At 44.4% G+C, this 26,380-nt stretch carries 23 protein-coding genes; all 23 read left to right on the top strand.

The genetic code is table 11. The annotated features are described in order from the left end of the window. The first annotated feature begins 1 nt into the window (after position 1). The 23 genes from fcl to ESM_RS0119485 all read left to right on the top strand — a co-directional run bounded on the left by fcl (position 2) and on the right by ESM_RS0119485 (position 26,045). The gene (fcl, locus tag ESM_RS0119600; RefSeq protein WP_000043582.1) at positions 2-967 is read left to right on the top strand and encodes a GDP-L-fucose synthase; all 966 of its coding nucleotides are present in this window, start codon (positions 2-4) and stop codon (positions 965-967) included. A gap of 2 nt (positions 968-969) precedes the next feature. Beyond that, complete coding sequence (gene gmm / locus ESM_RS0119595; RefSeq protein WP_000479830.1) at positions 970-1,449, top strand: GDP-mannose mannosyl hydrolase; 480 nt, start codon at positions 970-972, stop codon at positions 1,447-1,449. After that, positions 1,446-2,669 (top strand): colanic acid biosynthesis fucosyltransferase WcaI, encoded by a 1,224-nt coding sequence (wcaI, locus tag ESM_RS0119590; protein WP_000699674.1) that lies wholly within the window; start codon positions 1,446-1,448, stop codon positions 2,667-2,669. The genes gmm and wcaI overlap by 4 nt, the downstream gene beginning before the upstream one ends. 2 nt (positions 2,670-2,671) lie before the next feature. Continuing rightward, on the top strand, positions 2,672-4,108 hold the full coding sequence (gene cpsB / locus ESM_RS0119585) for a mannose-1-phosphate guanyltransferase (RefSeq protein WP_000079312.1): 1,437 nt from the start codon (positions 2,672-2,674) through the stop codon (positions 4,106-4,108). A gap of 334 nt (positions 4,109-4,442) precedes the next feature. Beyond that, positions 4,443-5,813: a colanic acid biosynthesis phosphomannomutase CpsG gene (cpsG, locus tag ESM_RS0119575; RefSeq protein ID WP_010379828.1), complete on the top strand. Its 1,371-nt coding sequence runs from the start codon at positions 4,443-4,445 to the stop codon at positions 5,811-5,813. Between the two features lie 54 nt (positions 5,814-5,867). Further along, positions 5,868-7,262 carry an undecaprenyl-phosphate glucose phosphotransferase gene (gene wcaJ, locus ESM_RS0119570; RefSeq protein ID WP_000183151.1) on the top strand — a complete coding sequence of 465 codons (1,395 nt, stop codon included), beginning with the start codon at positions 5,868-5,870 and terminating at the stop codon, positions 7,260-7,262. A 1-nt stretch (position 7,263) separates the two neighbouring features. After that, positions 7,264-8,742, top strand: coding sequence for a colanic acid undecaprenyl disphosphate flippase WzxC (gene wzxC / locus ESM_RS0119565; protein WP_000058521.1), 1,479 nt, complete (start codon positions 7,264-7,266; stop codon positions 8,740-8,742). Positions 8,743-9,009: 267 nt separating this feature from the next. Beyond that, the gene (gene wcaK, locus ESM_RS0119560) at positions 9,010-10,290 is read left to right on the top strand and encodes a colanic acid biosynthesis pyruvyl transferase WcaK (RefSeq protein WP_000770842.1); all 1,281 of its coding nucleotides are present in this window, start codon (positions 9,010-9,012) and stop codon (positions 10,288-10,290) included. Then, positions 10,287-11,507, top strand: coding sequence for a colanic acid biosynthesis glycosyltransferase WcaL (wcaL, locus tag ESM_RS0119555; protein ID WP_000862700.1), 1,221 nt, complete (start codon positions 10,287-10,289; stop codon positions 11,505-11,507). Before wcaK ends, wcaL begins: the two co-directional genes overlap by 4 nt. A gap of 10 nt (positions 11,508-11,517) precedes the next feature. After that, positions 11,518-12,912 carry a colanic acid biosynthesis protein WcaM gene (gene wcaM / locus ESM_RS0119550; RefSeq protein ID WP_001116077.1) on the top strand — a complete coding sequence of 465 codons (1,395 nt, stop codon included), beginning with the start codon at positions 11,518-11,520 and terminating at the stop codon, positions 12,910-12,912. A gap of 174 nt (positions 12,913-13,086) precedes the next feature. Then, positions 13,087-13,980: a UTP--glucose-1-phosphate uridylyltransferase GalF gene (gene galF / locus ESM_RS0119545; protein ID WP_000183027.1), complete on the top strand. Its 894-nt coding sequence runs from the start codon at positions 13,087-13,089 to the stop codon at positions 13,978-13,980. Between the two features lie 372 nt (positions 13,981-14,352). After that, a complete protein-coding gene (gene rfbB / locus ESM_RS0119540; RefSeq protein ID WP_000699457.1) occupies positions 14,353-15,438 on the top strand; it encodes a dTDP-glucose 4,6-dehydratase in 1,086 nt (361 codons plus the stop codon). Beyond that, positions 15,438-16,337 carry a dTDP-4-dehydrorhamnose reductase gene (gene rfbD, locus ESM_RS0119535; RefSeq protein WP_001023651.1) on the top strand — a complete coding sequence of 300 codons (900 nt, stop codon included), beginning with the start codon at positions 15,438-15,440 and terminating at the stop codon, positions 16,335-16,337. The genes rfbB and rfbD overlap by 1 nt, the downstream gene beginning before the upstream one ends. A gap of 57 nt (positions 16,338-16,394) precedes the next feature. Further along, complete coding sequence (rfbA, locus tag ESM_RS0119530) at positions 16,395-17,273, top strand: glucose-1-phosphate thymidylyltransferase RfbA (RefSeq protein WP_000857510.1); 879 nt, start codon at positions 16,395-16,397, stop codon at positions 17,271-17,273. Between the two features lie 4 nt (positions 17,274-17,277). Continuing rightward, on the top strand, positions 17,278-17,826 hold the full coding sequence (rfbC, locus tag ESM_RS0119525; RefSeq protein WP_001100790.1) for a dTDP-4-dehydrorhamnose 3,5-epimerase: 549 nt from the start codon (positions 17,278-17,280) through the stop codon (positions 17,824-17,826). 70 nt (positions 17,827-17,896) lie between these two features. Then, complete coding sequence (locus tag ESM_RS0119520; RefSeq protein ID WP_000018519.1) at positions 17,897-18,865, top strand: glycosyltransferase family 2 protein; 969 nt, start codon at positions 17,897-17,899, stop codon at positions 18,863-18,865. After that, positions 18,862-19,605: a glycosyltransferase gene (locus ESM_RS0119515; RefSeq protein ID WP_000639407.1), complete on the top strand. Its 744-nt coding sequence runs from the start codon at positions 18,862-18,864 to the stop codon at positions 19,603-19,605. The genes ESM_RS0119520 and ESM_RS0119515 overlap by 4 nt, the downstream gene beginning before the upstream one ends. Before the next feature lie 15 nt (positions 19,606-19,620). Further along, positions 19,621-20,634, top strand: a complete 1,014-nt coding sequence (locus ESM_RS0119510; RefSeq protein ID WP_000500285.1) for an EpsG family protein — start codon at positions 19,621-19,623, stop codon at positions 20,632-20,634. A gap of 114 nt (positions 20,635-20,748) precedes the next feature. Beyond that, entirely contained in the window at positions 20,749-22,023 is a 1,275-nt protein-coding gene (gene tviB, locus ESM_RS0119505; RefSeq protein WP_001017961.1) for a Vi polysaccharide biosynthesis UDP-N-acetylglucosamine C-6 dehydrogenase TviB, read from the top strand. Positions 22,024-22,037: 14 nt separating this feature from the next. Continuing rightward, on the top strand, positions 22,038-23,069 hold the full coding sequence (locus ESM_RS0119500; RefSeq protein ID WP_000199140.1) for an NAD-dependent epimerase/dehydratase family protein: 1,032 nt from the start codon (positions 22,038-22,040) through the stop codon (positions 23,067-23,069). 98 nt (positions 23,070-23,167) lie between these two features. Beyond that, positions 23,168-23,920 (top strand): hypothetical protein, encoded by a 753-nt coding sequence (locus ESM_RS0119495; RefSeq protein ID WP_000716993.1) that lies wholly within the window; start codon positions 23,168-23,170, stop codon positions 23,918-23,920. After that, positions 23,920-25,161 (top strand): lipid II flippase MurJ, encoded by a 1,242-nt coding sequence (locus ESM_RS0119490; protein WP_001257277.1) that lies wholly within the window; start codon positions 23,920-23,922, stop codon positions 25,159-25,161. Before ESM_RS0119495 ends, ESM_RS0119490 begins: the two co-directional genes overlap by 1 nt. Beyond that, positions 25,158-26,045: a hypothetical protein gene (locus tag ESM_RS0119485; RefSeq protein WP_000634713.1), complete on the top strand. Its 888-nt coding sequence runs from the start codon at positions 25,158-25,160 to the stop codon at positions 26,043-26,045. Before ESM_RS0119490 ends, ESM_RS0119485 begins: the two co-directional genes overlap by 4 nt. Positions 26,046-26,380 lie beyond the last annotated feature (335 nt).

The raw sequence follows: 26,380 nt of genomic DNA, 5'->3' as shown, positions 1-26,380 counted from the left end.
CATGAGTAAACAACGTATTTTTATCGCTGGCCATCGCGGGATGGTCGGTTCCGCCATCAAGCGCCAGCTCGAACAGCGCGGCGATGTGGAACTGGTATTGCTTACCCGCGACGAACTGAACCTGCTGGACAGCCGCGCGGTGGATGATTTCTTTGCCAGTGAGCGCATTGACCAGGTGTATCTGGCGGCGGCGAAAGTGGGCGGCATTGTTGCCAACAATACTTATCCGGCGGATTTCATCTACCAGAACATGATGATTGAGAGCAACATCATTCACGCCGCGCATCAGAACGACGTGAACAAACTGCTCTTTCTCGGTTCGTCCTGCATCTACCCAAAACTGGCAAAACAGCCGATGGCAGAAAGCGAGTTGTTACAGGGGACGCTGGAGCCGACCAATGAGCCCTACGCGATTGCCAAAATCGCCGGGATCAAACTGTGCGAATCATACAACCGCCAATATGGACGCGATTACCGCTCGGTCATGCCGACCAACCTGTACGGGCCACATGACAACTTCCACCCGAGTCACTCGCACGTGATCCCTGCATTGCTGCGCCGCTTCCACGAGGCGACAGCACAGAATGCGCCGGACGTGGTGGTGTGGGGCAGCGGCACACCGATGCGCGAATTTCTGCATGTCGATGATATGGCGGCGGCGAGCATTCATGTGATGGAGCTGGCGCACGAAGTCTGGTTGGAGAACACCCAGCCGATGCTGTCGCACATTAACGTCGGCACCGGCGTTGACTGCACCATCCGCGAGCTGGCGCAAACTATCGCTAAAGTGGTGGGCTACAAAGGTCGGGTAGTTTTCGACGCCAGCAAACCGGACGGCACGCCGCGCAAACTGTTGGATGTGACACGCCTGCATCAACTTGGCTGGTATCACGAAATCTCACTGGAGGCGGGGCTTGCCAGCACCTACCAGTGGTTTCTTGAGAATCAAGAGCGTTTTCGGGGGTAATGATGTTTTTACGTCAGGAAGACTTTGCCACAGTAGTGCGCTCGACCCCGCTTGTCTCTCTCGACTTTATTGTCGAGAACAGCCGCGGCGAGTTCCTGCTTGGCAAAAGAACCAACCGCCCGGCGCAGGGTTACTGGTTTGTGCCGGGAGGGCGCGTGCAGAAGGATGAAACGCTGGAAGCCGCATTTGAGCGGCTGACGCTGGCGGAACTGGGGCTGCGACTGCCGATGAAAGCAGGCCAGTTTTACGGCGTCTGGCAGCATTTTTATGACGATAACTTCTCCGGTACAGATTTCACCACCCACTATGTGGTGCTCGGTTTTCGCTTCAGGGTAGCGGAAGAAGAGCTGTTGCTGCCGGACGAACAGCATGACGATTACCGCTGGTTGACGGCGGACGCGCTGCTGGCCAGTGACGATGTTCATGCGAACAGCCGCGCCTATTTTCTCGCTGAGAAGCGTGCCGGAGTGCCTGGCTTATGAAAATTCTGGTCTACGGCATTAACTACTCGCCAGAGCTAACCGGTATCGGCAAATACACTGGCGAGATGGTGGAATGGCTGGCAGCACAAGGTCATGAAGTGCGGGTCATTACCGCGCCGCCTTACTATCCGCAGTGGCAGGTGGGCGAGAACTATTCCGCCTGGCGGTACAAACGGGAAGAGGGCGCAGCCACGGTGTGGCGCTGCCCGCTGTATGTGCCAGAACAGCCCAGTACCCTGAAACGCCTTTTGCATCTTGGCAGTTTTGCCGTCAGCAGTTTCTTCCCGCTGATGGCGCAACGCCGCTGGAGGCCGGATCGCATTATCGGCGTGGTGCCAACGCTGTTTTGCACGCCGGGAATGCGCCTGCTGGCAAAACTCTCTGGCGCGCGCACCGTGCTGCATATTCAGGATTACGAAGTGGACGCCATGCTGGGGCTGGGTCTTGCCGGAAAAGGCAACGGCGGCAAAGTGGCCCGCCTGGCAACAGCGTTCGAACGTAGCGGGCTGCACAACGTTGATAATGTCTCCACGATTTCACGCTCGATGATGAATAAAGCCATCGAAAAAGGCGTGGCGGCGGAAAAAGTCATCTTCTTCCCCAACTGGTCGGAAATCGCCCGTTTTCAGCACGTTGCACAGGCCGATGTCGACGCCCTTCGTAACCAGCTTGGTCTGCCGGATAACAAAAAAATCATTCTTTACTCCGGCAATATTGGCGAAAAGCAGGGGCTGGAAAACGTTATTGAAGCCGCCGATCGCCTGCGCGATGAACCGTTGATTTTTGCCATTGTCGGGCAGGGCGGCGGCAAAGCGCGGCTGGAAAAAATGGCGCAGCAGCGTGGACTGCGCAACATGCAATTTTTCCCGCTGCAATCGTATAAAGCCTTGCCCGCGCTGCTGAAGATGGGCGATTGCCATCTGGTAGTGCAAAAACGCGGCGCGGCAGATGCCGTATTGCCGTCGAAACTGACCAATATTCTGGCGGCAGGCGGTAACGCGGTGATTACCGCAGAAGCCCACACAGAACTGGGGCAGCTTTGCGCCACCTTTCCAGGTATTGCGGTTTGCGTAGAACCGGAATCGGTAGAGGCGCTGGTGGCGGGGATCCGCCAGGCGCTCCTGCTGCCCAGACACAACACGGTGGCACGTGAATATGCCGAACGCACGCTCGATAAAGAGAACGTGTTACGTCAATTTATAAATGATATTCGGGGATAATTATGGCGCAGTCGAAACTCTATCCTGTGGTGATGGCAGGTGGCTCCGGTAGCCGCTTATGGCCGCTTTCCCGCGTACTTTACCCCAAGCAGTTTTTATGCCTGAAAGGTGATCTCACCATGCTGCAAACCACCATCTGCCGCCTGAACGGCGTGGAGTGCGAAAGCCCGGTGGTGATTTGCAATGAGCAACATCGTTTTATTGTCGCGGAGCAATTGCGTCAACTAAACAAACTCACCGAGAACATTATTCTCGAACCGGTAGGGCGCAACACCGCGCCCGCCATTGCGCTGGCGGCACTGGCGACAAAACGCCATAGCCCCGAGAGCGACCCGTTAATGCTGGTGCTGGCGGCGGATCATGTGATTGCCGATGAGGACGCTTTTCGCAGCGCCGTGCGTAATGCCATGCCGTATGCCGAAGCGGGCAAGCTGGTGACCTTCGGCATTGTGCCGGATCTACCTGAAACCGGTTATGGCTATATTCGTCGCGGCGACGTTTCCCCCGGCGAGCAGGATATGGTGGCCTTTGAAGTGGCGCAGTTTGTCGAAAAACCGAATCTGGAAACCGCGCAGGGCTATGTGGCAAACGGTGATTATTACTGGAACAGCGGCATGTTCCTGTTCCGCGCCGGACGCTATCTCGAAGAACTGAAAAAATATCGTCCGGATATTCTCGACGCCTGTGAAAAAGCGATGAGCGCCATCGATCCGGATCTCGATTTTATTCGTGTGGATGAAGAAGCGTTTCTCGCCTGCCCGGAAGAGTCGGTGGATTACGCGGTCATGGAACGCACGGCAGATGCCGTTGTGGTGCCGATGGATGCGGGCTGGAGCGATGTCGGTTCCTGGTCCTCATTATGGGAGATCAGCGCACACACCGCCGAGGGCAATGTTTGCCACGGCGACGTGATTAATCACAAAACCGAAAACAGCTATGTGTATGCCGAATCTGGCCTGGTGACCACCGTTGGGGTGAAAGATCTGGTCGTGGTGCAGACCAAAGACGCGGTGTTGATTGCCGATCGGAACGCGGTGCAGGATGTGAAAAAAGTGGTCGAGCAGATCAAAGCTGATGGTCGTCATGAGCATCGGGTGCATCGCGAAGTGTACCGCCCGTGGGGCAAATATGACTCTATCGACGCAGGCGACCGCTACCAGGTGAAACGCATCACCGTGAAACCGGGCGAGGGGTTGTCGGTACAGATGCACCATCACCGGGCAGAACACTGGGTGGTGGTGGCGGGAACGGCAAAAGTCACCATTGACGGTGATATCAAACTGCTTGGTGAAAACGAGTCCATTTATATTCCGCTGGGGGCGACGCATTGCCTGGAAAATCCGGGGAAAATTCCGCTCGATTTAATTGAAGTGCGCTCCGGCTCTTATCTCGAAGAGGATGATGTGGTGCGTTTTTCGGATCGCTACGGACGGGTGTAAACGCCTTATCCGACCTGTGGTTCGGGTTTTGTAGGCCTGATAAGGCGCGGTAGCGTCGCATCAGGCGCTGGCTGTCGGATGCGGCGTGAACGCCTTATCCGACCTGTGGTTCGGATTTTGTAGGCCTGATAAGACGCGGTAGCGTCGCATCAGGCGCTGGCTGTCGGATGCGGCGTGAACGCCTTATCCGACCTGTGGTTCGGGTTTTGTAGGCCTGATAAGACGCGGTAGCGTCGCATCAGGCAATGAATGCCGAATCGCGATGTAAATAACGACAAAAACAAAATTGGCCGCTTCGGTCAGGGCCAACTATTGCCTGAAAAAGGGTATCGACATGAAAAAATTAACCTGCTTTAAAGCCTACGATATTCGCGGAAAATTAGGCGAAGAACTGAATGAAGATATTGCCTGGCGCATTGGTCGCGCCTATGGCGAATTTCTTAAACCGAAAACCATTGTATTAGGTGGTGATGTCCGCCTCACCAGTGAAACCTTAAAACTGGCGCTGGCAAAAGGTTTACAGGACGCGGGCGTCGATGTGCTGGATATCGGCATGTCAGGCACCGAAGAGATCTATTTTGCCACGTTCCATCTCGGCGTAGATGGCGGTATCGAAGTCACCGCCAGCCATAATCCGATGGATTACAACGGCATGAAACTGGTGCGCGAAGGGGCTCGCCCGATCAGCGGCGATACCGGACTGCGCGACGTCCAGCGTCTGGCGGAAGCCAATGACTTTCCGCCTGTCGATGAAACAACACGTGGTCGCTATCAGCAAATCAACCTGCGTGACGCTTACGTTGATCACCTGTTCGGTTATATCAACCACAAAAACCTCACGCCGCTCAAGCTGGTGATCAACGCCGGTAACGGCGCTGCGGGGCCGGTGGTGGATGCTATCGAAGATCGTCTGAAAGCACTCGACGCCCCCGTGGAATTAATCAAGGTGCACAACACGCCAGACGGCAATTTCCCCAACGGTATTCCTAATCCGCTGCTGCCGGAATGCCGCGACGATACGCGTAATGCGGTTATCAAACACGGTGCGGACATGGGTATTGCCTTTGATGGCGATTTCGACCGCTGCTTCCTGTTCGACGAAAAAGGGCAGTTTATCGAGGGCTACTACATCGTCGGCCTGCTGGCAGAAGCGTTCCTCGAAAAAAATCCTGGCGCGAAGATCATCCACGATCCGCGTCTCTCCTGGAATACCGTCGATGTGGTGACCGCTGCAGGCGGTACGCCGGTGATGTCGAAAACCGGACACGCCTTTATTAAAGAACGTATGCGCAAGGAAGACGCCATCTACGGTGGCGAAATGAGCGCCCATCACTATTTCCGTGATTTTGCTTATTGCGACAGCGGCATGATCCCGTGGCTGCTGGTAGCCGAACTGGTGTGCCTGAAAGGGAAAACACTTGGTGAACTGGTGCGTGACCGCATGACGGCATTTCCGGCAAGTGGGGAGATCAACAGCAAGCTGGCGCAACCCGTTGAGGCAATTAACCGCGTCGAACAGCACTTTAGCCGCGAGGCGCTGGCGGTGGATCGCACCGACGGTATCAGCATGACCTTTGCCGACTGGCGTTTCAATCTGCGCTCCTCCAACACTGAACCGGTGGTGCGGCTGAATGTGGAATCGCGCGGCGATGTGCCGCTGATGGAAGCGCGAACGCGCACTCTGCTGACGTTGCTGAACGAGTAATGTCTGTTTTTCCCTTACCCCATTGCGGGTAAGGGGCTAATAACAGGAACAACGATGACAAATCTAAAAAAGCGCGAGCGAGCGAAAACCAATGCATCGTTAATCTCTATGGTGCAACGCTTTTCAGATATCACCATCATGTTTGCCGGGCTATGGCTGGTTTGCGAAGTGAGCGGGCGGTCATTCTTCTACATGCATCTGTTGGTGGCGCTGATTACGCTGGTGGTGTTCCAGATGTTGGGCGGCATCACCGATTTTTATCGCTCCTGGCGCGGTGTTCGGGCAACGACAGAATTTGCCCTGCTGCTACAAAACTGGACGCTAAGCGTGATTTTTAGCGCCGGACTGGTGGCGTTTAATAATGATTTCGATACGCAACTGAAGGTCTGGCTGGCGTGGTATCTGCTGACCAGCATCGGACTGGTGGTTTGCCGTTCATGCATTCGTATCGGTGCGGGATGGTTGCGTAATCATGGCTATAACAAACGCATGGTCGCGGTGGCGGGGGACTTAGCCGCCGGACAAATGCTGATCGAGAGCTTCCGTAATCAGCCGTGGCTGGGGTTTGAAGTGGTGGGCGTATACCACGATCCGAAGCCGGGCGGCGTTTCTAATGACTGGGCAGGCAACCTGCAACAACTGGTTGAGGACGCTAAAGCGGGCAAGATTCATAACGTCTATATCGCCATGCAGATGTGCGACGGCGCGCGAGTGAAAAAGCTGGTACATGCGTTGGCAGACACCACCTGTTCGGTGCTGCTGATCCCCGATGTATTTACTTTCAACATTCTCCATTCACGTATCGAAGAGATGAACGGCGTACCGGTGGTGCCGCTGTACGACACGCCGCTTTCTGGGGTTAACCGCCTGATCAAACGCGCTGAAGATATTGTGCTGGCTACCTTGATCTTACTGCTGATCTCCCCGGTGCTGTGCTGCATTGCCCTGGCAGTGAAACTGAGTTCCCCTGGGCCAATAATTTTCCGCCAGACCCGCTATGGCATGGATGGCAAGCCGATCAAAGTGTGGAAGTTTCGCTCTATGAAAGTGATGGAAAATGACAACGTCGTGACCCAGGCGACACAAAACGATCCGCGTGTGACCAGAGTGGGGAACTTTCTACGTCGAACCTCGCTGGATGAACTGCCGCAATTTATCAATGTGCTGACGGGAGGAATGTCGATTGTTGGTCCGCGCCCGCACGCGGTGGCGCATAACGAACAATATCGCCAGCTCATTGAAGGCTACATGCTGCGCCATAAAGTGAAACCAGGCATTACCGGTTGGGCGCAGATTAACGGCTGGCGCGGCGAGACCGACACGCTGGAGAAAATGGAAAAACGCGTCGAGTTTGACCTTGAGTATATCCGCGAATGGAGCGTCTGGTTCGATATCCGGATCGTTTTCCTGACGGTGTTCAAGGGCTTCGTTAACAAAGCGGCATATTGATATGAGCTTACGTGAAAAAACCATCAGTGGCGCGAAGTGGTCAGCGATTGCCACGGTGATCATCATCGGCCTGGGACTGGTACAGATGACCGTGTTGGCGCGGATTATCGATAACCATCAGTTCGGCCTGCTTACCGTGTCGCTGGTGATCATTACGCTGGCAGATACGCTTTCTGACTTCGGCATCGCCAACTCCATTATTCAGCGGAAAGAAATCAGTCACCTTGAACTCACCACACTGTACTGGCTGAACGTTGGGCTAGGGATCGTGGTGTGCGCGGCGGTGTTTTTGTTGAGTGACGCCATTGGTGGCGTGCTGAATAACCCGGATTTGGTGCCGTTGATTAAAACATTGTCGCTGGCGTTTGTGGTGATCCCCCACGGGCAACAGTTCCGCGCGTTGATGCAGAAGGAACTGGAGTTCAACAAGATCGGCATGATCGAAACCAGCGCCGTGCTGGCGGGCTTTACCTTTACGGTGGTTAGCGCTCATTTCTGGCCACTGGCGATGACCGCAATCCTTGGTTATCTGGTCAATAGTGCGGTGAGAACGCTGCTGTTTGGCTACTTTGGCCGTAAAATTTATCGTCCCGGCCTGCATTTTTCGCTGGCGTCGGTGGCACCAAACTTACGCTTTGGTGCCTGGCTGACGGCAGACAGCATCATCAACTATCTCAATACCAACCTTTCAACGCTGGTGCTGGCACGTATTCTCGGCGCGGGCGTGGCGGGGGGCTACAACCTGGCGTACAACGTGGCTGTTGTACCGCCGATGAAGTTGAACCCGATAATCACCCGCGTGCTGTTTCCAGCGTTCGCCAAAATTCAGGACGACACCGAAAAGCTGCGCGTCAACTTCTACAAGCTGCTGTCGGTGGTGGGGATTATCAACTTTCCAGCGCTGTTGGGATTGATGGTGGTAGCCAATAATTTTGTGCCGCTGGTATTTGGTGAGAAATGGAACAGCATCATTCCGGTGCTGCAATTGCTGTGCGTGGTGGGGCTACTGCGTTCAGTGGGTAACCCGATTGGTTCACTGCTGATGGCGAAAGCGCGGGTCGATATCAGCTTTAAATTCAATGTATTCAAAACATTTCTGTTTATTCCGGCGATTGTTATTGGTGGGCAGACGGCGGGCGCAATCGGCGTCACGCTGGGCTTCCTGCTGGTGCAGATTATCAACACTGTGCTGAGTTATTTCGTGATGATTAAACCGGTGCTCGGCTCCAGTTATCGGCAGTACATCCTGAGCTTGTGGCTACCGTTTTATCTCTCATTACCGACGCTGGTGATCAGTTATGTGCTGGGCGTGGTGCTGAAAGGGCAACTGGCACTGGGGACGCTGCTGGCGGTGCAAATTACCGCAGGCGCACTGGCGTTTGTGGTGATGATTGTGCTGTCGCGCCATCCGCTGGTGGTGGAAGTGAAGCGTCAGTTTTGTCGCAGCGAAAAAATGAAAATGCTTTTACGGGCGGGGTGAGTTGTTGTTTTCGGTTCCGGCAACGGTTGCCGGATGCGGCGTAAAACGCCTTATCCGGCCTACGGTTCAGTGCTCGGATTTTGTAGGCCTGATAAGACGCGTCAGCGTCGCATCAGGCGTTGAATGCCGGATGCGGCGTAAAACGCCTTATCCGGCCTACGGTTCAGTGCCCGGATCTTGTAGGCCTGATAAGACGCGTCAGCGTCGCATCAGGCAAAAAGCGGCAACGAACACAACCTCACCTGGCATCAAATTTATGAGGAAAAAATGAAATTACTTATTCTGGGCAACCACACTTGCGGCAACCGCGGCGACAGCGCCATCCTGCGCGGCTTACTTGATGCCATCAACATCCTCAATCCTCACGCAGAAGTGGACGTTATGAGCCGCTATCCGGTCAGTTCTTCCTGGCTGCTTAACCGCCCGGTAATGGGTGATCCGCTGTTCCTGCAAATGAAACAATACAACAGCGCGGCGGGCGTTGTCGGGCGCGTAAAAAAAGTCCTCCGTCGCCGCTACCAACACCAGGTATTGCTCTCTCGCGTCACCGACACCGGCAAGCTGCGTAATATTGCCATCGCCCAGGGATTTACCGACTTCGTGCGCTTGCTATCAGGTTACGACGCCATTATTCAGGTCGGCGGTTCGTTTTTTGTCGATCTCTACGGCGTACCGCAGTTTGAACACGCCCTGTGCACCTTTATGGCGAAAAAGCCGCTGTTTATGATTGGTCACAGCGTCGGCCCGTTCCAGGATGAGCAATTTAACCAACTGGCTAACTACGTTTTTGGTCACTGCGATGCATTGATCCTGCGCGAATCGGTCAGCCTTGAGCTGATGAAACGCAGCAATATCACTACCGCAAAAGTCGAACACGGCGTCGATACCGCCTGGCTGGTCGATCATCACACTGAAGATTACACCGCCAGCTACGCCGTCCAACACTGGCTGGGCGTCGCATCCCAACAGAAAACCGTGGCAATTACTCTGCGCGAACTGGCACCGTTCGATAAACGCCTCGGCACCACTCAACAAGCGTATGAACAAGCCTTTGCCGGGGTGGTCAATCGCATTCTCGACGAAGGGTATCAGGTCATTGCGCTTTCCACCTGTACGGGCATCGACAGCTACAACAAAGATGACCGCATGGTGGCGCTCAACCTGCGCCAGCACATCAGCGATCCTTCCCGTTACCACGTGGTGATGGATGAACTTAACGATCTGGAAATGGGCAAAATTCTCGCTGCCTGTGAACTCACTGTCGGTACGCGCCTGCACTCCGCCATTATCTCTATGAACTTTGCCACTCCGGCAATTGCTATCAACTACGAACATAAATCCGCCGGGATTATGCAACAACTGGGGCTGCCGGAGATGGCGATGGATATTCGTCATTTATTAGACGGCAGCCTGCAAGCGATGGTTGCGGATACCTTAGGCCAGCTTCCGGCGCTGAACGCGCGACTTAGCGAAGCCGTCAGTCGCGAACGCCAGGCAGGAATGCAGATGGTGCAGTCTGTACTGGAACGCATCGGGGAGGCGAAATGAAGGTTGGCTTCTTTTTACTGAAATTCCCGCTGTCGTCGGAAACCTTCGTCCTCAACCAAATTACTGCGTTTATTGATATGGGCTTTGAGGTGGAGATTGTCGCGCTGCAAAAAGGCGATACGCAAAACACCCATGCGGCATGGACGCAATACAACCTTGCCGCTAAAACTCGCTGGTTACAGGACGAACCTCAGGGCAAAGTAGCGAAACTACGCCATCGTGCCAGCCAGACCTTACGCGGCATTCATCGTAAAAACACCTGGCAGGCGCTTAACATCAAACGCTATGGCGCTGAGTCACGAAACCTGATTTTGTCTGCCATTTGCGGCCGGGTTGCAACACCGTTTCACGCCGATGTGTTCATCGCTCATTTTGGCCCTGCGGGGGTAACCGCAGCCAAATTGCGTGAACTGGGGGTGATTCGCGGCAAAATCGCCACTATCTTCCACGGCATTGATATCTCCAGTCGGGAAGTGCTCAACCACTACACTCCCGAATATCAACAACTGTTTCGCCGTGGCGAGCTGATGTTACCAATAAGCGAACTGTGGGCCGGAAGGCTGCAAAAAATGGGCTGCCCCAGAGAAAAAATCGCCGTATCGCGTATGGGCGTGGACATGACGCGCTTTAGCCCGCGTCCGGTGAAAGCACCCGCAACGCCGCTGGAAATCATTTCCGTCGCACGCTTAACCGAGAAAAAAGGCCTGCATGTGGCGATCGAAGCCTGCCGTCAGTTGAAAGAGCAGGGTGTGGCGTTTCGCTATCGCATCCTCGGCATCGGCCCGTGGGAGCGGCGTTTACGCACGCTCATCGAACAGTATCAACTGGAAGATATGGTGGAGATGCCGGGGTTTAAACCGAGCCACGAAGTGAAGGCGATGCTCGACGACGCGGATGTCTTCCTGCTGCCATCGGTTACGGGCGCGGACGGCGATATGGAAGGTATTCCGGTGGCGCTAATGGAAGCGATGGCCGTTGGCATTCCGGTGGTTTCTACTCTGCATAGCGGAATACCGGAACTGGTGGAGGCCGATAAATCCGGCTGGCTGGTGCCTGAGAACGATGCTCGCGCACTGGCGCAACGACTGGCGGCGTTTAGCCAACTGGACGCCGACAAACTGGCTCCGGTCGTCAAACGCGCTCGCGAAAAAGTCGAACACGATTTTAACCAGCAGGTGATTAACCGAGAACTCGCCAGCTTGTTGCAGGCTTTATAGAGGAGAACGTATGCCATTTAAAAAGGTCTCCCGACGTACCTTCCTGACGGCAGGCTCCGCGCTTGCTTTCCTCCATACTCCTTTTGCCCGTGCAATTCCCGCCCGACAAAGCGTTAACATCAATGACTACAATTCCAAAGACTGGATAGCCTCGTTTAAACAGGCTTTCAGCGAAGGGCAAACGGTCGTTGTGCCTGGCGGATTTGTTTGCGACAACATCAACACCGGCATCTTCATCCCTCCCGGTAAAACGTTACACATCCTCGGTAGCCTGCGCGGCAACGGCAGAGGGCGATTTGTCTTACAGGACGGCAGCCAGGTGACAGGGGGGAAGGGCGGTAGTATGCATAACATCACCCTGGATGTGCGCGGTTCTGATTGCGTCATTAAAGACCTGGCGATGAGCGGTTTTGGCCCGGTGACGCAGATCTATATTGGCGGCAAAAACAAGCGGGTCATGCGCAATCTGGTCATTGACAACCTCACGGTCAGCCACGCCAACTACGCCATCTTACGCCAGGGATTTCATAACCAGATTATCGGTGCCAACATCACCCATTGTAAGTTCAGCGATTTACAGGGCGACGCCATCGAATGGAATGTGGCGATTAACGACCGCGATATTTTAATTTCCGACCACGTAATAGAACGCATCAACTGTACTAATGGCAAAATCAACTGGGGTATTGGCATAGGCCTTGCGGGAAGTACTTACGATAACAACTATCCGGAAGACCAGGCAGTGAAAAACTTTGTCGTAGCGAATATCACTGGCTCTGATTGTCGGCAACTAATTCATGTTGAAAATGGCAAGCATTTCATTATCCGTAATATCAAAGCGCGTAATATTACGCCGGATTTCAGTAAGAAAGCGGGTATTGATAATGCCACAGTTGCGATATATGGATGTGATAACTTTGTTATTGACCAGATAGAAATGGTTAATAGTGCCGGAATGTTAATCGGCTACGGTGTCATTAAAGGCAGGTATCTCTCCATACCGCAAAATTTCAAACTGAATAATATTCACCTTGATAATACTCACCTTGCCTGGAAATTGCGCGGAATACAAATTTCGGCAGGCAATGCAACTTCTTTTGTGGCGCTGACCAACATTGAAATGAAGTGTGCGTCGCTGGAACTGCACAACAAACCGCAACATCTTTTTATGCGAAATATCAAAGTGATGCAGGAATCCTCTGTGGGGCCAGCATTGACCATGAACTTCGACTTGCGTAAAGACGTTCGTGGCACATTTATGGCAAAGAACGAGACCTTACTGTCACTGGCCAATGTTCATTCGGTGAATGAAAAAGGACAAAGTTCAGTCGATATCGACAGGATTAATTACCACATTGTTAATGTGGAAAAGATTAACTTTAGATTGCCGGAACGGGGGAAGTAGAATTGCGACCATTCCTGGAAAAATGGAGCCATACTTAAGAATAACGCTACTGCAATCCTGAGCGAAGCGGCGTAACATCGGAAGTAAATCAGTCATCAGTTCAGGGTAATTGATGCTGGCGAAAAAAATCGAACAAGCTATAATTCAGCAACCATTTTACAGGTGGATGAAATAATGACGAATTTAAAAGCAGTTATTCCTGTAGCGGGTCTTGGGATGCATATGTTGCCTGCCACTAAGGCGATTCCTAAAGAGATGCTACCGATCGTCGACAAGCCAATGATTCAGTGCATTGTTGACGAGATTGTGGCTGCAGGGATCAAAGAAATCCTCCTGGTAACTCATGCGTCCAAGAACGCGGTCGAAAACCACTTCGACACCTCATATGAATTAGAATCTCTCCTTGAACAGCGCGTGAAGCGTCAACTGCTGGCGGAAGTGCAGTCCATCTGTCCGCCGGGCGTGACCATTATGAACGTGCGTCAGGGTGAACCTTTAGGTTTAGGCCACTCCATTTTGTGCGCGCGACCAGCCATTGGCGACAATCCGTTTGTCGTGGTGTTGCCAGACGTTGTTATTGACGACGCCAGCGCCGATCCGCTGCGTTACAACCTTGCTGCCATGATTGCGCGCTTTAACGAAACGGGCCGCAGCCAGGTACTGGCAAAACGTATGCCGGGCGACCTCTCTGAATACTCCGTCATCCAGACCAAAGAGCCGCTGGACCGTGAAGGCAAAGTTAGCCGTATTGTTGAATTTATTGAAAAACCGGATCAGCCGCAGACGCTGGACTCAGACATAATGGCCGTAGGTCGTTATGTGCTTTCTGCCGATATTTGGCCTGAACTGGAACGCACTCAGCCAGGTGCATGGGGACGTATACAGTTGACAGATGCCATTGCTGAACTGGCTAAAAAACAAGCCGTTGATGCCATGTTAATGACCGGTGACAGCTACGACTGCGGTAAAAAAATGGGCTATATGCAGGCGTTTGTGAAGTATGGGCTGCGTAACCTGAAAGAAGGGGCGAAGTTCCGCAAAGGTATTGAGAAGCTGTTAAGCGAATAATGAAAATCTGACCGGATGTAACGGTTAATAAGAAAATCATAACGGCAGTGAAGATTCGTGGCGAAAGTAATTTGCTGCGAATCTTCCTGCCGTTATTGCTTTATAAACTTTCAGAATAACAATGAGTTAGCAATAGGATTTTAGTCAAACTTTTCCAGGATTTTCCTTGTTTCCAGAGCGGATTGGTAAGACAATTAGCGTTTGAATTTTTCGGGTTTAGCGCGAGTGGGTAACGCTCGTCACATCGTAGGCATGTATGCAGTGCTCTGGTAGCTGTAAAGCCAGGGGCGGTAGCGTGCATTAATACCTCTATTAATCAAACTGAGAGCCGCTTATTTCACAGCATGCTCTATAGCTATATGGAATAAAAAAGTGAAGATACTCGTTACTGGTGGCGCAGGATTTATTGGTTCTGCTGTAGTTCGTCACATTATAAATAATACGCAGGACAGTGTTGTTAATGTCGATAAATTAACATACGCCGGAAACCTGGAATCACTCGCTGAAGTTTCTGATTCTGAACGTTATTCATTTGAACATGCAGACATCTGCGATGCCGTAGCAATGGCTCGTATTTTTTCACAGCATCAGCCAGACGCGGTGATGCACCTGGCGGCAGAGAGCCACGTTGACCGTTCAATAACTGGCCCGGCAGCCTTTATTGAAACCAATATTGTGGGGACTTACGTCCTTTTAGAAGCAGCTCGTAATTACTGGTCTGCATTGGATGATGAAAAGAAAAACAATTTCCGCTTCCATCATATTTCTACTGATGAAGTCTATGGTGATTTACCTCATCCTGATGAAGTAAATAATACAGAAGAATTACCCTTATTTACTGAGACGACAGCTTACGCGCCAAGCAGTCCTTATTCCGCATCCAAAGCATCCAGCGATCATTTAGTCCGCGCGTGGAAACGCACCTATGGTTTGCCGACCATTGTGACTAACTGCTCGAATAACTACGGTCCTTATCACTTTCCAGAAAAATTGATTCCGTTGGTCATTCTTAATGCGCTGGAAGGTAAGGCATTACCTATTTATGGTAAAGGGGATCAAATTCGCGACTGGTTGTATGTAGAGGATCATGCTCGTGCGTTATATACCGTCGTAACCGAAGGTAAAGCGGGTGAAACTTATAACATTGGTGGACACAACGAAAAGAAAAATATCGATGTAGTGCTCACGATTTGTGATTTGTTGGATGAAATTGTACCGAAAGAAAAATCTTATCGTGAGCAAATTACTTATGTCGCTGACCGCCCGGGACATGATCGCCGTTATGCCATTGATGCCGATAAAATTAGCCGCGAATTGGGCTGGAAACCGCAAGAAACGTTTGAGAGTGGGATTCGTAAAACGGTGGAATGGTATCTGGCTAATACAAATTGGGTTGAGAATGTGAAAAGCGGTGCTTATCAGTCATGGATTGAACAGAACTATGAGGGGCGTCAGTAATGAATATCCTTCTTTTCGGCAAAACAGGGCAGGTGGGGTGGGAACTGCAGCGTTCTCTGGCTCCCCTGGGTAATCTGATTGCTCTTGATGTTCACTCCACTGATTATTGTGGCGATTTCAGCAACCCCGAAGGTGTGGCTGAGACTGTCAAAAAAATTCGCCCTGATGTTATTGTTAATGCTGCTGCTCACACTGCAGTAGACAAAGCGGAATCAGAACCGGATTTCGCACAATTACTTAACGCGACAAGCGTCGAAGCGATAGCAAAGGCAGCTAATGAAGTTGGAGCCTGGGTTATACACTACTCCACTGATTACGTTTTCCCTGGCAGCGGTGACGCGCCATGGCTGGAAACGGATGCAACAGCACCGCTAAATGTTTACGGTGAAACAAAATTAGCCGGAGAAAAAGCATTACAAGAACATTGCGCGAAGCACCTTATTTTCCGTACCAGTTGGGTCTATGCAGGTAAGGGAAATAACTTCGCTAAAACGATGTTGCGTCTGGCAAAAGAACGCGAAGAGTTGGCTGTGATAAACGATCAATTTGGTGCACCAACGGGAGCTGAATTGCTGGCCGATTGCACCGCTCATGCCATTCGCGTGGCAGTAAACAAACCAGAAGTTGCTGGTTTGTACCATCTGGTTGCTGGCGGTACAACAACCTGGCACGATTATGCCGCTCTTGTATTTGAAGAGGCGCGCAAAGCGGGGATTAACCTTGCTCTTAACAAACTTAACGCCGTGCCGACATCGGCTTATCCTACTCCAGCCCGCCGCCCTCATAATTCTCGTCTTAATACAGAAAAATTTCAGCAGAACTTTGCTCTTATCTTGCCTGAATGGCAGGTGGGCGTGAAACGTATGCTCAATGAATTATTTACAACTACAGCAATTTAAAAATTTATTGTATCTCGCCAATGATATTGGGCGTGATAAATTAAAAGGAATGGTGAAATGAAAACGCGTAAAGGCATTATTTTAGCTGGCGGATCAGGTACTCGTCTTTATCCTGTGACTATGGCAGTGAGTAAACAACTCCTGCCTATTTATGATAAGCCGATGATCTATTATCCGCTCTCTACGCTGATGCTGGCGGGTATTCGCGATATTCTGATTATCAGTACGCCACAGGATACACCGCGTTTCCAACAATTGTTGGGGGACGGGAGCCAGTGGGGGCTTAATCTACAGTATAAAGTACAACCGAGCCCGGATGGCCTGGCGCAAGCGTTTATCATTGGTGAAGATTTTATTGGTGGTGATGATTGTGCACTCGTACTTGGCGATAATATCTTCTATGGACATGACTTGCCGAAGTTAATGGAAACTGCTGTTAATAAAGAAAGCGGTGCAACGGTATTTGCCTATCACGTAAATGATCCAGAACGCTATGGTGTCGTGGAGTTTGATAAAAACGGTACAGCCATTAGCCTTGAAGAAAAACCGTTAGAGCCAAAAAGTAACTTCGCTGTAACTGGGCTATATTTCTATGATAATGACGTTGTAGAAATGGCGAAAAATCTTAAGCCTTCTGCACGTGGCGAGCTGGAAATTACAGATATTAACCGTATCTATATGGAACAGGGGCGTTTATCTGTTGCCATGATGGGACGTGGTTATGCCTGGCTGGACACGGGGACACATCAAAGCCTGATTGAAGCAAGTAACTTCATTGCTACAATTGAAGAGCGTCAGGGATTAAAAGTATCTTGCCCGGAAGAGATTGCTTATCGTAAAGGATTTATTGATGCAGAACAGGTGAAAGTGTTAGCTGAACCGCTGAAAAAAAATGCTTATGGTCAGTATCTGCTGAAAATGATTAAAGGTTATTAATAAAATGAACGTAATTAAAACAGAAATTCCTGATGTGCTGATTTTTGAACCAAAAGTTTTTGGCGATGAGCGTGGCTTCTTTTTTGAGAGCTTTAACCAGAAAGTATTTGAAGAAGCTGTAGGCCGTAAGGTTGAATTTGTTCAGGATAACCATTCGAAGTCTAGTAAAGGTGTTTTACGCGGGCTACATTATCAATTAGAACCTTATGCACAAGGAAAATTGGTGCGCTGCGTTGTTGGTGAAGTTTTTGATGTAGCTGTTGATATTCGTAAATCTTCACCTACTTTTGGTAAGTGGGTTGGGGTGAATTTATCTGCTGAGAATAAGCGTCAGTTGTGGATACCTGAAGGATTTGCACATGGTTTTTTGGTGCTGAGTGAGACGGCGGAGTTTGTTTATAAGACGACGAATTATTATCATCCTGAGAGTGATAGGGGGATTATTTGGAATGATGAGAATCTATCTATTATTTGGCCTAGAAAAAATGAATTAAACTTGTCAAATAAAGATCAGCAACATCCTATTTTTCAAAACTGTCAATGTTTTGAATAAGTATTCAAAGAAAATATTTCACATCATAAAATATCTCTTTATAATAATTGGTTAGGTATTTATAAATATAATGTCTCACAAAAATAATTCTGTTGACATAGTGCTTGCAACTTATAATGGCGAAAAATATATTTCAGAGCAAATAAAATCAATACTTAACATGTCAGGCTTTGATATATATGTTAATAGTATTATTGTTTGCGATGATAATTCAACGGATCGTACATTGGAAATAATAAAAGCCATTGTTCCAAGAGAAAAACTATGCATACTTAAAAATGCAACAGATAGAAATTTGGGGCCGGTCAAAAATTTCGAACGTGGTATATTAGCATCTAAATCAGAATATGTGATGCTTTCAGACCAAGATGATGTATGGAATAATGAAAAATTATTGGCTTGTATGGATGCAAGAAAAAAGTGTAATGAAGAAAAATCTTTTCTGATTTTTAGTGATCTTGAGGTGGTTGATAGAGATTTAAATCTTATTGCAGAGTCATTTCAAGAGTATCAATCAATACCATATGATTGGCATAAAAACATTAACAATCTTTTAATTCAAAATGTGGCACCTGGCTGTACTATGTTTTTCAATAAAAAATTAATTTCAATGGCATTACCTCTCCCAGATGAATGCATTATGCATGATTGGTGGCTTTTGTTGGTTGCAACATTGCATGGGGAAGTTTATTTTTTAAAAGATAAATTAATAAAATATAGGCAACATGGAAATAACCAGGTAGGTGCAAAAAAAAATGGACTCATTGAAATCGCAAAGGATTTTTATAAGTTAAAACAAAAAGCAGAAAAAAATCTAAAAGAAACAATATTGCAAATGAATGCATTCTCTGAAAAGTTTGATGAGAATTTACCACAAAATACAAAAGATAAAATAAAAGCGTGGAATAAGTGTTTTTTTGGTAGTGATAATTTATTCGTTATATTTTCTTTGATGCGCAAGTATGACTTAAGAAAATCGACATTAATTAAAACAGTCGGCCTTTATTATCTAATGCTTCAGCACCAAGGATCAAAATGATATATATATCAATAGTATCACATAATCATGCCAATGTTATATTGCAACTGGGCAGTGTGGAAAAATTAAGTAAAAAATACAATATCATCATTACAGATAATACAGGAGAGGTTCTTCTTGAAAATTTCTGTAAGAGTAATGGTATTTGGTATTTGAAGAATGATGAAAAAAAAGGATTCGGTGAAAATAATAATCAAAACTTTCAATTTGCCAAAAATAAGCTTTCGATGAGGGATGATGAATATTTTTTAGTTTTAAATCCTGATGTGTATATAGAGGATAAAGAATTAGAACAAGCTATATCTCTAATAAAGAAAAAAAGAGTTAAGGTATCAACAATAAATTTGATGAAAGAGGGAAATACCTATGATAATAACATTCGTTTTTATCCTAGTTTTTTCGATTTTATTGAATCTTATATATTCGGTAAAAACCGGACTATTATTGATAAGTCGAATATAAATGATAACCAATATGTGGATTGGGCTTCAGGTTCGTTCTTAATGATTTTAGTTGAAGTCTATGAACGGATAGGCGGATTTGATGAACATTATTTTATGTATTGTGAAGACTTGGATTTATGTCGTCGTATTCATTCAGTTACAGGTGAAAAGGTTTTTTATATTAATGAGGTGAAAGCACTGCACTTTGCTGCGCATAATAACCGACGTTTGTTTTCAAAACATTTCTTGTGGCACCTTCAAAGCATTATACGATATTGTCTCATTTCAAAATATTAAATAAGTGAATAATATATGTTTTATTGGTTAATGCTTTTTTATGTATCTACATCTGCTTTTATTGCAAAAGGGAAAATAGGTAATAGTATTATTGTATTGGCTGCTATTATCATTGCTGGATTCATAGCGCCGGGTGTAAGTCAGGATTATTTTAATTATTTGAATGGATATTATCTGACAACGTCTTCATTATATACTGAGCCGTTATCCAAGATAATATTCAGATTGTCTTTTCTATTAAACCAGCCAATAACATTAAGTTTTTTGATTTTTGCAATTATCTCTGTACTGGTTAAATACAATGCGTTAATTAAATTAAACATCCCGATTTCGGTATTTTTTCTTGTGTATTGTTCTAAACTTTATTTGCTATTGGATTTAACACAAATTAGAGCCGGTGTTGCAATTGCATTTTGCCTAATAGCATTGTTCTATCGAATTAACGAGAAAAACAAATTAAGTTTATTTTACATTTTTGTAGGTTTTTTGTTTCATTATAGCGCTATCATGTTTTTGATAGTTTTTATCTTCAATAAGAGATATGCAAATAGTGCTATATGGCTTGGGGCTGTTGTTTTATCAATTCTATTTTCTGCACTAGATATTAAAAGCATTCTTACATCATTATTTATTACATTACATGTACCCGCTAATTATTTGGTTTATTTGAGTGTAAATTCAGATTTTAAAGTAAATCCATATAGTATTCTTTCTATTATAAATTTAATCATATTTGTTATTTTTAGTTTCTCTAAAGGGCTGAATGATGATGGATTATTTAACCTTTGTTATAAACTTTATGGAGTGTCAATAATATCATTCTATATATTCCTTCATTTTCCAGTGCTATCTTTTAGAATTAGTGAGTTTTTTTTAATATACCAAATTTTGTTAATAGGAAGGGTGTATAATAAAATTATAAAAAACCAAAGATGGGTCTATCTTATTTGCGTGACATTTTTTTCAGCATTGCAATTATATATGACATATAATATTGCTCAAGTGATTATGCCATATAAATTTATTTAACTTGGTTGGGGGTTGTATTTTTATAGTATCTGAATAATATAAATGTTCTTGCATTGTGTTTTTTTATAATTGGTTGTTTATATCTTAAAATATGAGTGAATAGTGAGAATTTCTATGAACATTGATAATATAACAATAGGCATCATTGGTCTTGGATATGTTGGTCTGCCTTTGGCGGTAGAATTCGGGAAAAAATATAATACGGTTGGTTTTGATATTAAACAAAACAGAATTGACGAATTGAAAAAACAAATAGATAGTACGCTGGAGTGTGCTGCTGATGAGCTTGCCAGCGCGAAATTTCTTCGCTATTCATGTGAAATTGAGACACTCAAGGCTTGTAATATATTTATTGTTACTGTGCCTACTCCAATTGATAAATATAAACGGCCGGACTTAAGTCCCTTGGTTAGTGCTTCGAAAATGTTAAGCAAGGTTATCAAGAATGGCGATATAATTATATTTGAATCGACAGTCTATCCTGGTGCAACAGAGGAAATTTGTGTTCCTCAGATTGAAGATGGTTCTGGATTAGTTTACAATAAGGATTTTTTTATAGGTTATAGTCCTGAGCGAATCAATCCCGGAGATAAACATCATAGAGTAACAACCATTAAGAAAGTGACTTCTGGTTCAACACCAGAAGTAGCAACGTTTGTGGATGAACTTTACTCCTCAATTATAACAGCTGGAACATACAAAGCATCATCTATTAAGGTGGCTGAGGCTGCTAAGGTAATTGAAAATACGCAGCGAGATCTTAATATTGCGTTAATAAACGAATTGGCCATCATCTTCAATAAATTAGGTATTGATACTGAAGATGTTTTAAAAGCTGCTGGTACTAAATGGAATTTTCTACCTTTTCGTCCTGGTTTGGTTGGTGGCCATTGTATCGGGGTTGACCCATATTATTTAACTCATAAAGCTCAAGAAATTGGTTATCATCCAGAAGTTATTTTAGCTGGTAGACGTATTAATGATGATATGGCACGTTATGTTGCATCACAGCTTATAAAGGAAATGATTAAGGCAGGTATTCTGATAGATAATGCAAATATTTTAATTATGGGGTTATCTTTTAAAGAAAATTGTCCTGATATTCGCAACACGAAAATTATCGATATAGTATCAGAATTAAAAGACTATAATGTAAATGTTGATGTTTATGACCCTTGGGTAAGTGAAGATGAGGCATCGCAGGAATATGGTATAAAAATTTATACCACTAAACCTTCTAAGAAATATGATGGCATAATTTTTGCTGTCGCCCATGAGCAATTTAAAAAAATGCATAAAAATGAAATCAGGGAACTTCAAGCCACAAAAAGTGTGATATATGATTTAAAATATATTCTTAATAAATCAGATACAACAATTAGACTTTAACTAGGTGAATATCTATGACTAGATATGAAAAAATTATAGAGAAATTAAAAGTTAAGCCTAAAACTTGGTTAATAACAGGGGTTGCGGGTTTCATTGGTTCTAATTTACTTGAAACGCTTTTAAATTTAAACCAGACAGTGGTTGGGTTGGATAATTTTGCTACAGGACATCAGCGAAATCTCGACGAAGTTGAGCGGATCGTTACACCTGAAGCATGGAAAAAATTTACGATGATCGAAGGTGACATACGTGATTTTGAGACATGTATGAGGGCCGTCGATAATGTTGACTATGTATTGCATCAGGCTGCACTTGGGTCTGTGCCACGTTCAATTAATGATCCTATAACAACTAATGAAGTTAATATCTCTGGCTTCTTGAATATGTTACAAGCTGCCAAGAGCAGAAATGTAGAAAGTTTTATTTTTGCCGCATCAAGTTCAACATACGGCGATCATACCGGACTACCTAAAATAGAACATACAATTGGTAAACCATTATCTCCCTATGCAATTACAAAATATGTAAATGAATTATATGCGGAAGTTTTCGCAAAAACTTATGGTTTTAAAAGCATTGGATTGAGATATTTTAATGTGTTTGGTAAAAGGCAAGATCCAAATGGCGCTTATGCCGCAGTAATACCCAAATGGGTATCTGCAATGCTCATGGATGAAGACATTTATATCAATGGTGATGGGGAAACTAGTAGAGATTTTTCATTTATTGAAAATACTGTTCAAATGAACATTCTCGCAGCTACAGCAGATGAAAGTGCAAAAGGAGAAATTTATAACGTTGCTTACGGTGAGAGAACATCATTAAACGAATTAGTAGAATTGATAAAAAGTCATCTAGGAAGAAATGGAATATGTTATGCCGGGAATGTTATATATCGGGATTTCCGCAAAGGTGATGTTAGACATTCGCTAGCTGATATTAGCAAAGCTAAAGAAATGCTCGGTTATCAACCTCAGTTTGATATTATAGCTGGCTTAAGAAAGGCCATGCCTTGGTATATAAACTTATTCAAAAATGCAGAATGACATATAATTCTAATTTGTTATTTTATATTTTGGCAGATTATCTGCCAAAATATATTGCATTTATTACTTATTGCTCTCATATATGTTAAGTATATAAAATGAAAAAAATAGCAATCTATAAAGTTTTAATTGGAGATTATGATCCAATAACATTGGATAGCCTTAAGATAGCAGAAAGTACAGATTCTTTATGTTTTGACCATTTTCTCATTTCTGACCAGTATATAGATGTACCAAATACATGGACACTAATACAAATTTCAAGAAAATTTGATTCTCCGGCTGTGGAAAATCGGTATTATAAAATGGGTGTGCCAACTATATTTGACGATTATGACTATAGTATATACCTTGATGGTAATATTATAATCAATGGTTATTTAGCTAATTTAATAAAAAAAATCATTATTGATGATCATTATTTATATGCTTACCCACATTTTAAAAATTCAACTATCAGAGAGGAAATTGAAAATTGTTTTGTTTTTTCTCGTATAGGTTTGTATGACATGTATAAGATAAAGCATAAACTAAAAGATTATCTAAATGAAAAAGTTGGTTTTGAATGTGGTATTCTGATAAGGAAAAAAAGAAATAAAAAGCTAGATGATTTATTTAAAACATGGTTTGACCTGTATTTTAAAAATATAAGGCGAGATCAATTTTATTTTTCAATTGCTCTTAAAGAAAATGGGTTGTGTTGTAGGGAAATTGGTGTTAATGATATTAGAACGGGGAAAGGAATTTTTGTTCTTTATCCACACAAAAATAAAATATCAATTATGAGTAAGATCTATATTGCTCTTAAAATGAAAATATACTCGAAATTGCATAGTATGAAAGGAATATAATGCGTTCTTTATATTTATTTATTTTTTCTGTTTCTAACTTATTATTTATTGTTCTTATTCAGTTAATAACACTGATTAAAATAGGGCCTTCTAGCGATACAGATGCTTTATTTGCCGGTATGACTATACCTTCTGTTATCTTGTCTGTATTAGTCAGTTCTCTAACGAATGTATTGGTTCCATTATTTGTATCTTCAAAATGTGTTTTAAAAGATCTTTGGGAGCAGGTATACTTATTTTCAATAGGCTCAGCATTTATAGTTTTACCATTAGCACTCTTCAGTCCATTATGGTTAGGATATGTATTTTCTGGTTTTGATGGAAAAACATTATCTCTAGCGCAACATATCATTTCGGTTCAATTTATCGTAATTCCCTTTTCAATTGCATCAGCAATATTTACTGCCTTTTTCAATGCAAACTCAAAATTTATATCTGCGGAAGCTATACCCGCAATATGTTCTTTAATTGTATTTCCGTTTGTTTTTCCTGCTATAACTTCTTATGGCGTGTTGGCTGTTTCGTATATTTATGCAGCAAAAATATTTTTGACATTTGTTATACAAATTCTGAAAATAGGAGGGCCAGTTAAACTATCTTTTAACGATATAGATATCAAAGGATCTTTTTCTCGCATTAAATATTTAATTTTAGGCTCTGTCTATTATAAATCAGGCCCCATTATTGATAGACATATACTTTCTTATTCAGTTGCCGGGGCGCTCTCTCTTTTTGTTTTAGTCCAGCAATTACTTTCAATGGCAAACTTGATTTTCACTAAAACAATAATTATTCCTGATATAACAATGATGAATAAGCTTGCCGTTCGGGAGAATAAAATTTTTAAATACTGGTTAATGAAAAAGGTTTTTATTTTAATTGCCTTGACTCTATTTCTATATTTTTTATTCTTCATATCAGGAAAACAGATAATAACTTTTGTTTTGCAAATGGTTAACCTTCAGAAATTTGATCCCCATACTATTTGGTGGTTAACTATGGCATTATTCGGTGGGTTCATTGGTGATTTCATTGCAACGCTCGTATCTTCAAGTTTTTATTCTAAAGGTGACACCAAAACGCCTTCTTGTTTATCAATTGTAACATTTACTATTTTTATTCCATTCAAATTCATATCTTATCATTATGCCGGGATTTATGGGCTAGCCTTCGCTAGTAGTGCATATTCTTTGATAAATATGTCGGCTATGTTTTTAATTATCATATTGAGGCTTAAATGATAGTTTTTTTTGGCTGGACGGCAGATTATGACCGTATGATGATACAGCAACTCAGAAATCATTTCGAAATAAAAAACATTACCTATCCAGAAGGACGATTGTTTTTTCGATTAAACAAAATCACAAGATTTAATCTTATAAGATCATTTTTAAAGTTACATAGTTCAGCGTTACCATCTGATGCTATTCTGATTTTTAAAGATTCAGATGGCTATGGCTACCATAGGCATTTAGATTTATTTCAGCAAAAAAAAATCTTGGTTATTAGAAATATAATTACATCTGAAACAGCCTTGGCTTTTAAGGAGAGTTTTGATGAAGTATATTCCTTTGATAAAATTCAGTGCGATAAGTATAAATTTAAGCATATGCGGCAAATATTTCCATTGTCTCAGGTTCATAAAAGTAGCTCACTCACAAATAATAGTTGTTATTTTGTTGGGCTAGATAAAAACAGATTATCAATAATTGATTCTATTAGTCAAGCTCTTAGTTATCATGGCATTAAATCATCTTTCTTTGTTATTAGAGATGAAACTTCTCATAAGCATTCGGATTTTTATAGTAATCGTGTTATAAGTTATCAAGAGAATATAAATAAAGTACAAGAGAATAAGTATATTCTTGAAGTAAATAAAACCGGACAAGTTGGATTAACATTGCGTGCTTTGGAATCTATTTTTTATTCAAGAAAATTAATATCGAACAATATTGATTTGATGAATTGTGATTTTTATGATAAATCTAGGATTTTCATTTTTGAAAATCCGAATGACCTGTACACATCTGATTTTGAGGAATTTATGCGTTTACCATACAAACATGTGGAGAATGTTATATTAGAAAAATACAAAGCCTCTAATATCTTTAAAAAACTAACTTAGTACGCATTGCATCAAATTAACTTGGATCGTTGCGCGAATCTCTTTTAATAATATAAAACATATCTCGACTAATATTGACGCACTCTTATAAATTAAATATAAATTATTCGCAGTTGAAATTATAAACTATTGCTACTTAGAAATTTTAATTAATTATTATTATTTTTCATTTATTAATGGGGGATGTGAGCGACCAGTATAAGTGAGTTGGTTTATCTGTAAAATAATTATAATTTAAATGAGACATCTAATTTAATATCAGATGTTTCATTTAAATTATGGCTTTTATTCACGAAATCTACGATCTAATACATAGATCTATTTGGACTATTATT

This window comes from Escherichia sp. TW09308 (genome assembly GCF_000208565.1).
Classification (GTDB): Bacteria; Pseudomonadota; Gammaproteobacteria; order Enterobacterales; family Enterobacteriaceae; genus Escherichia; species Escherichia marmotae.
This window is presented reverse-complemented; position numbering and strand designations above follow the sequence as displayed.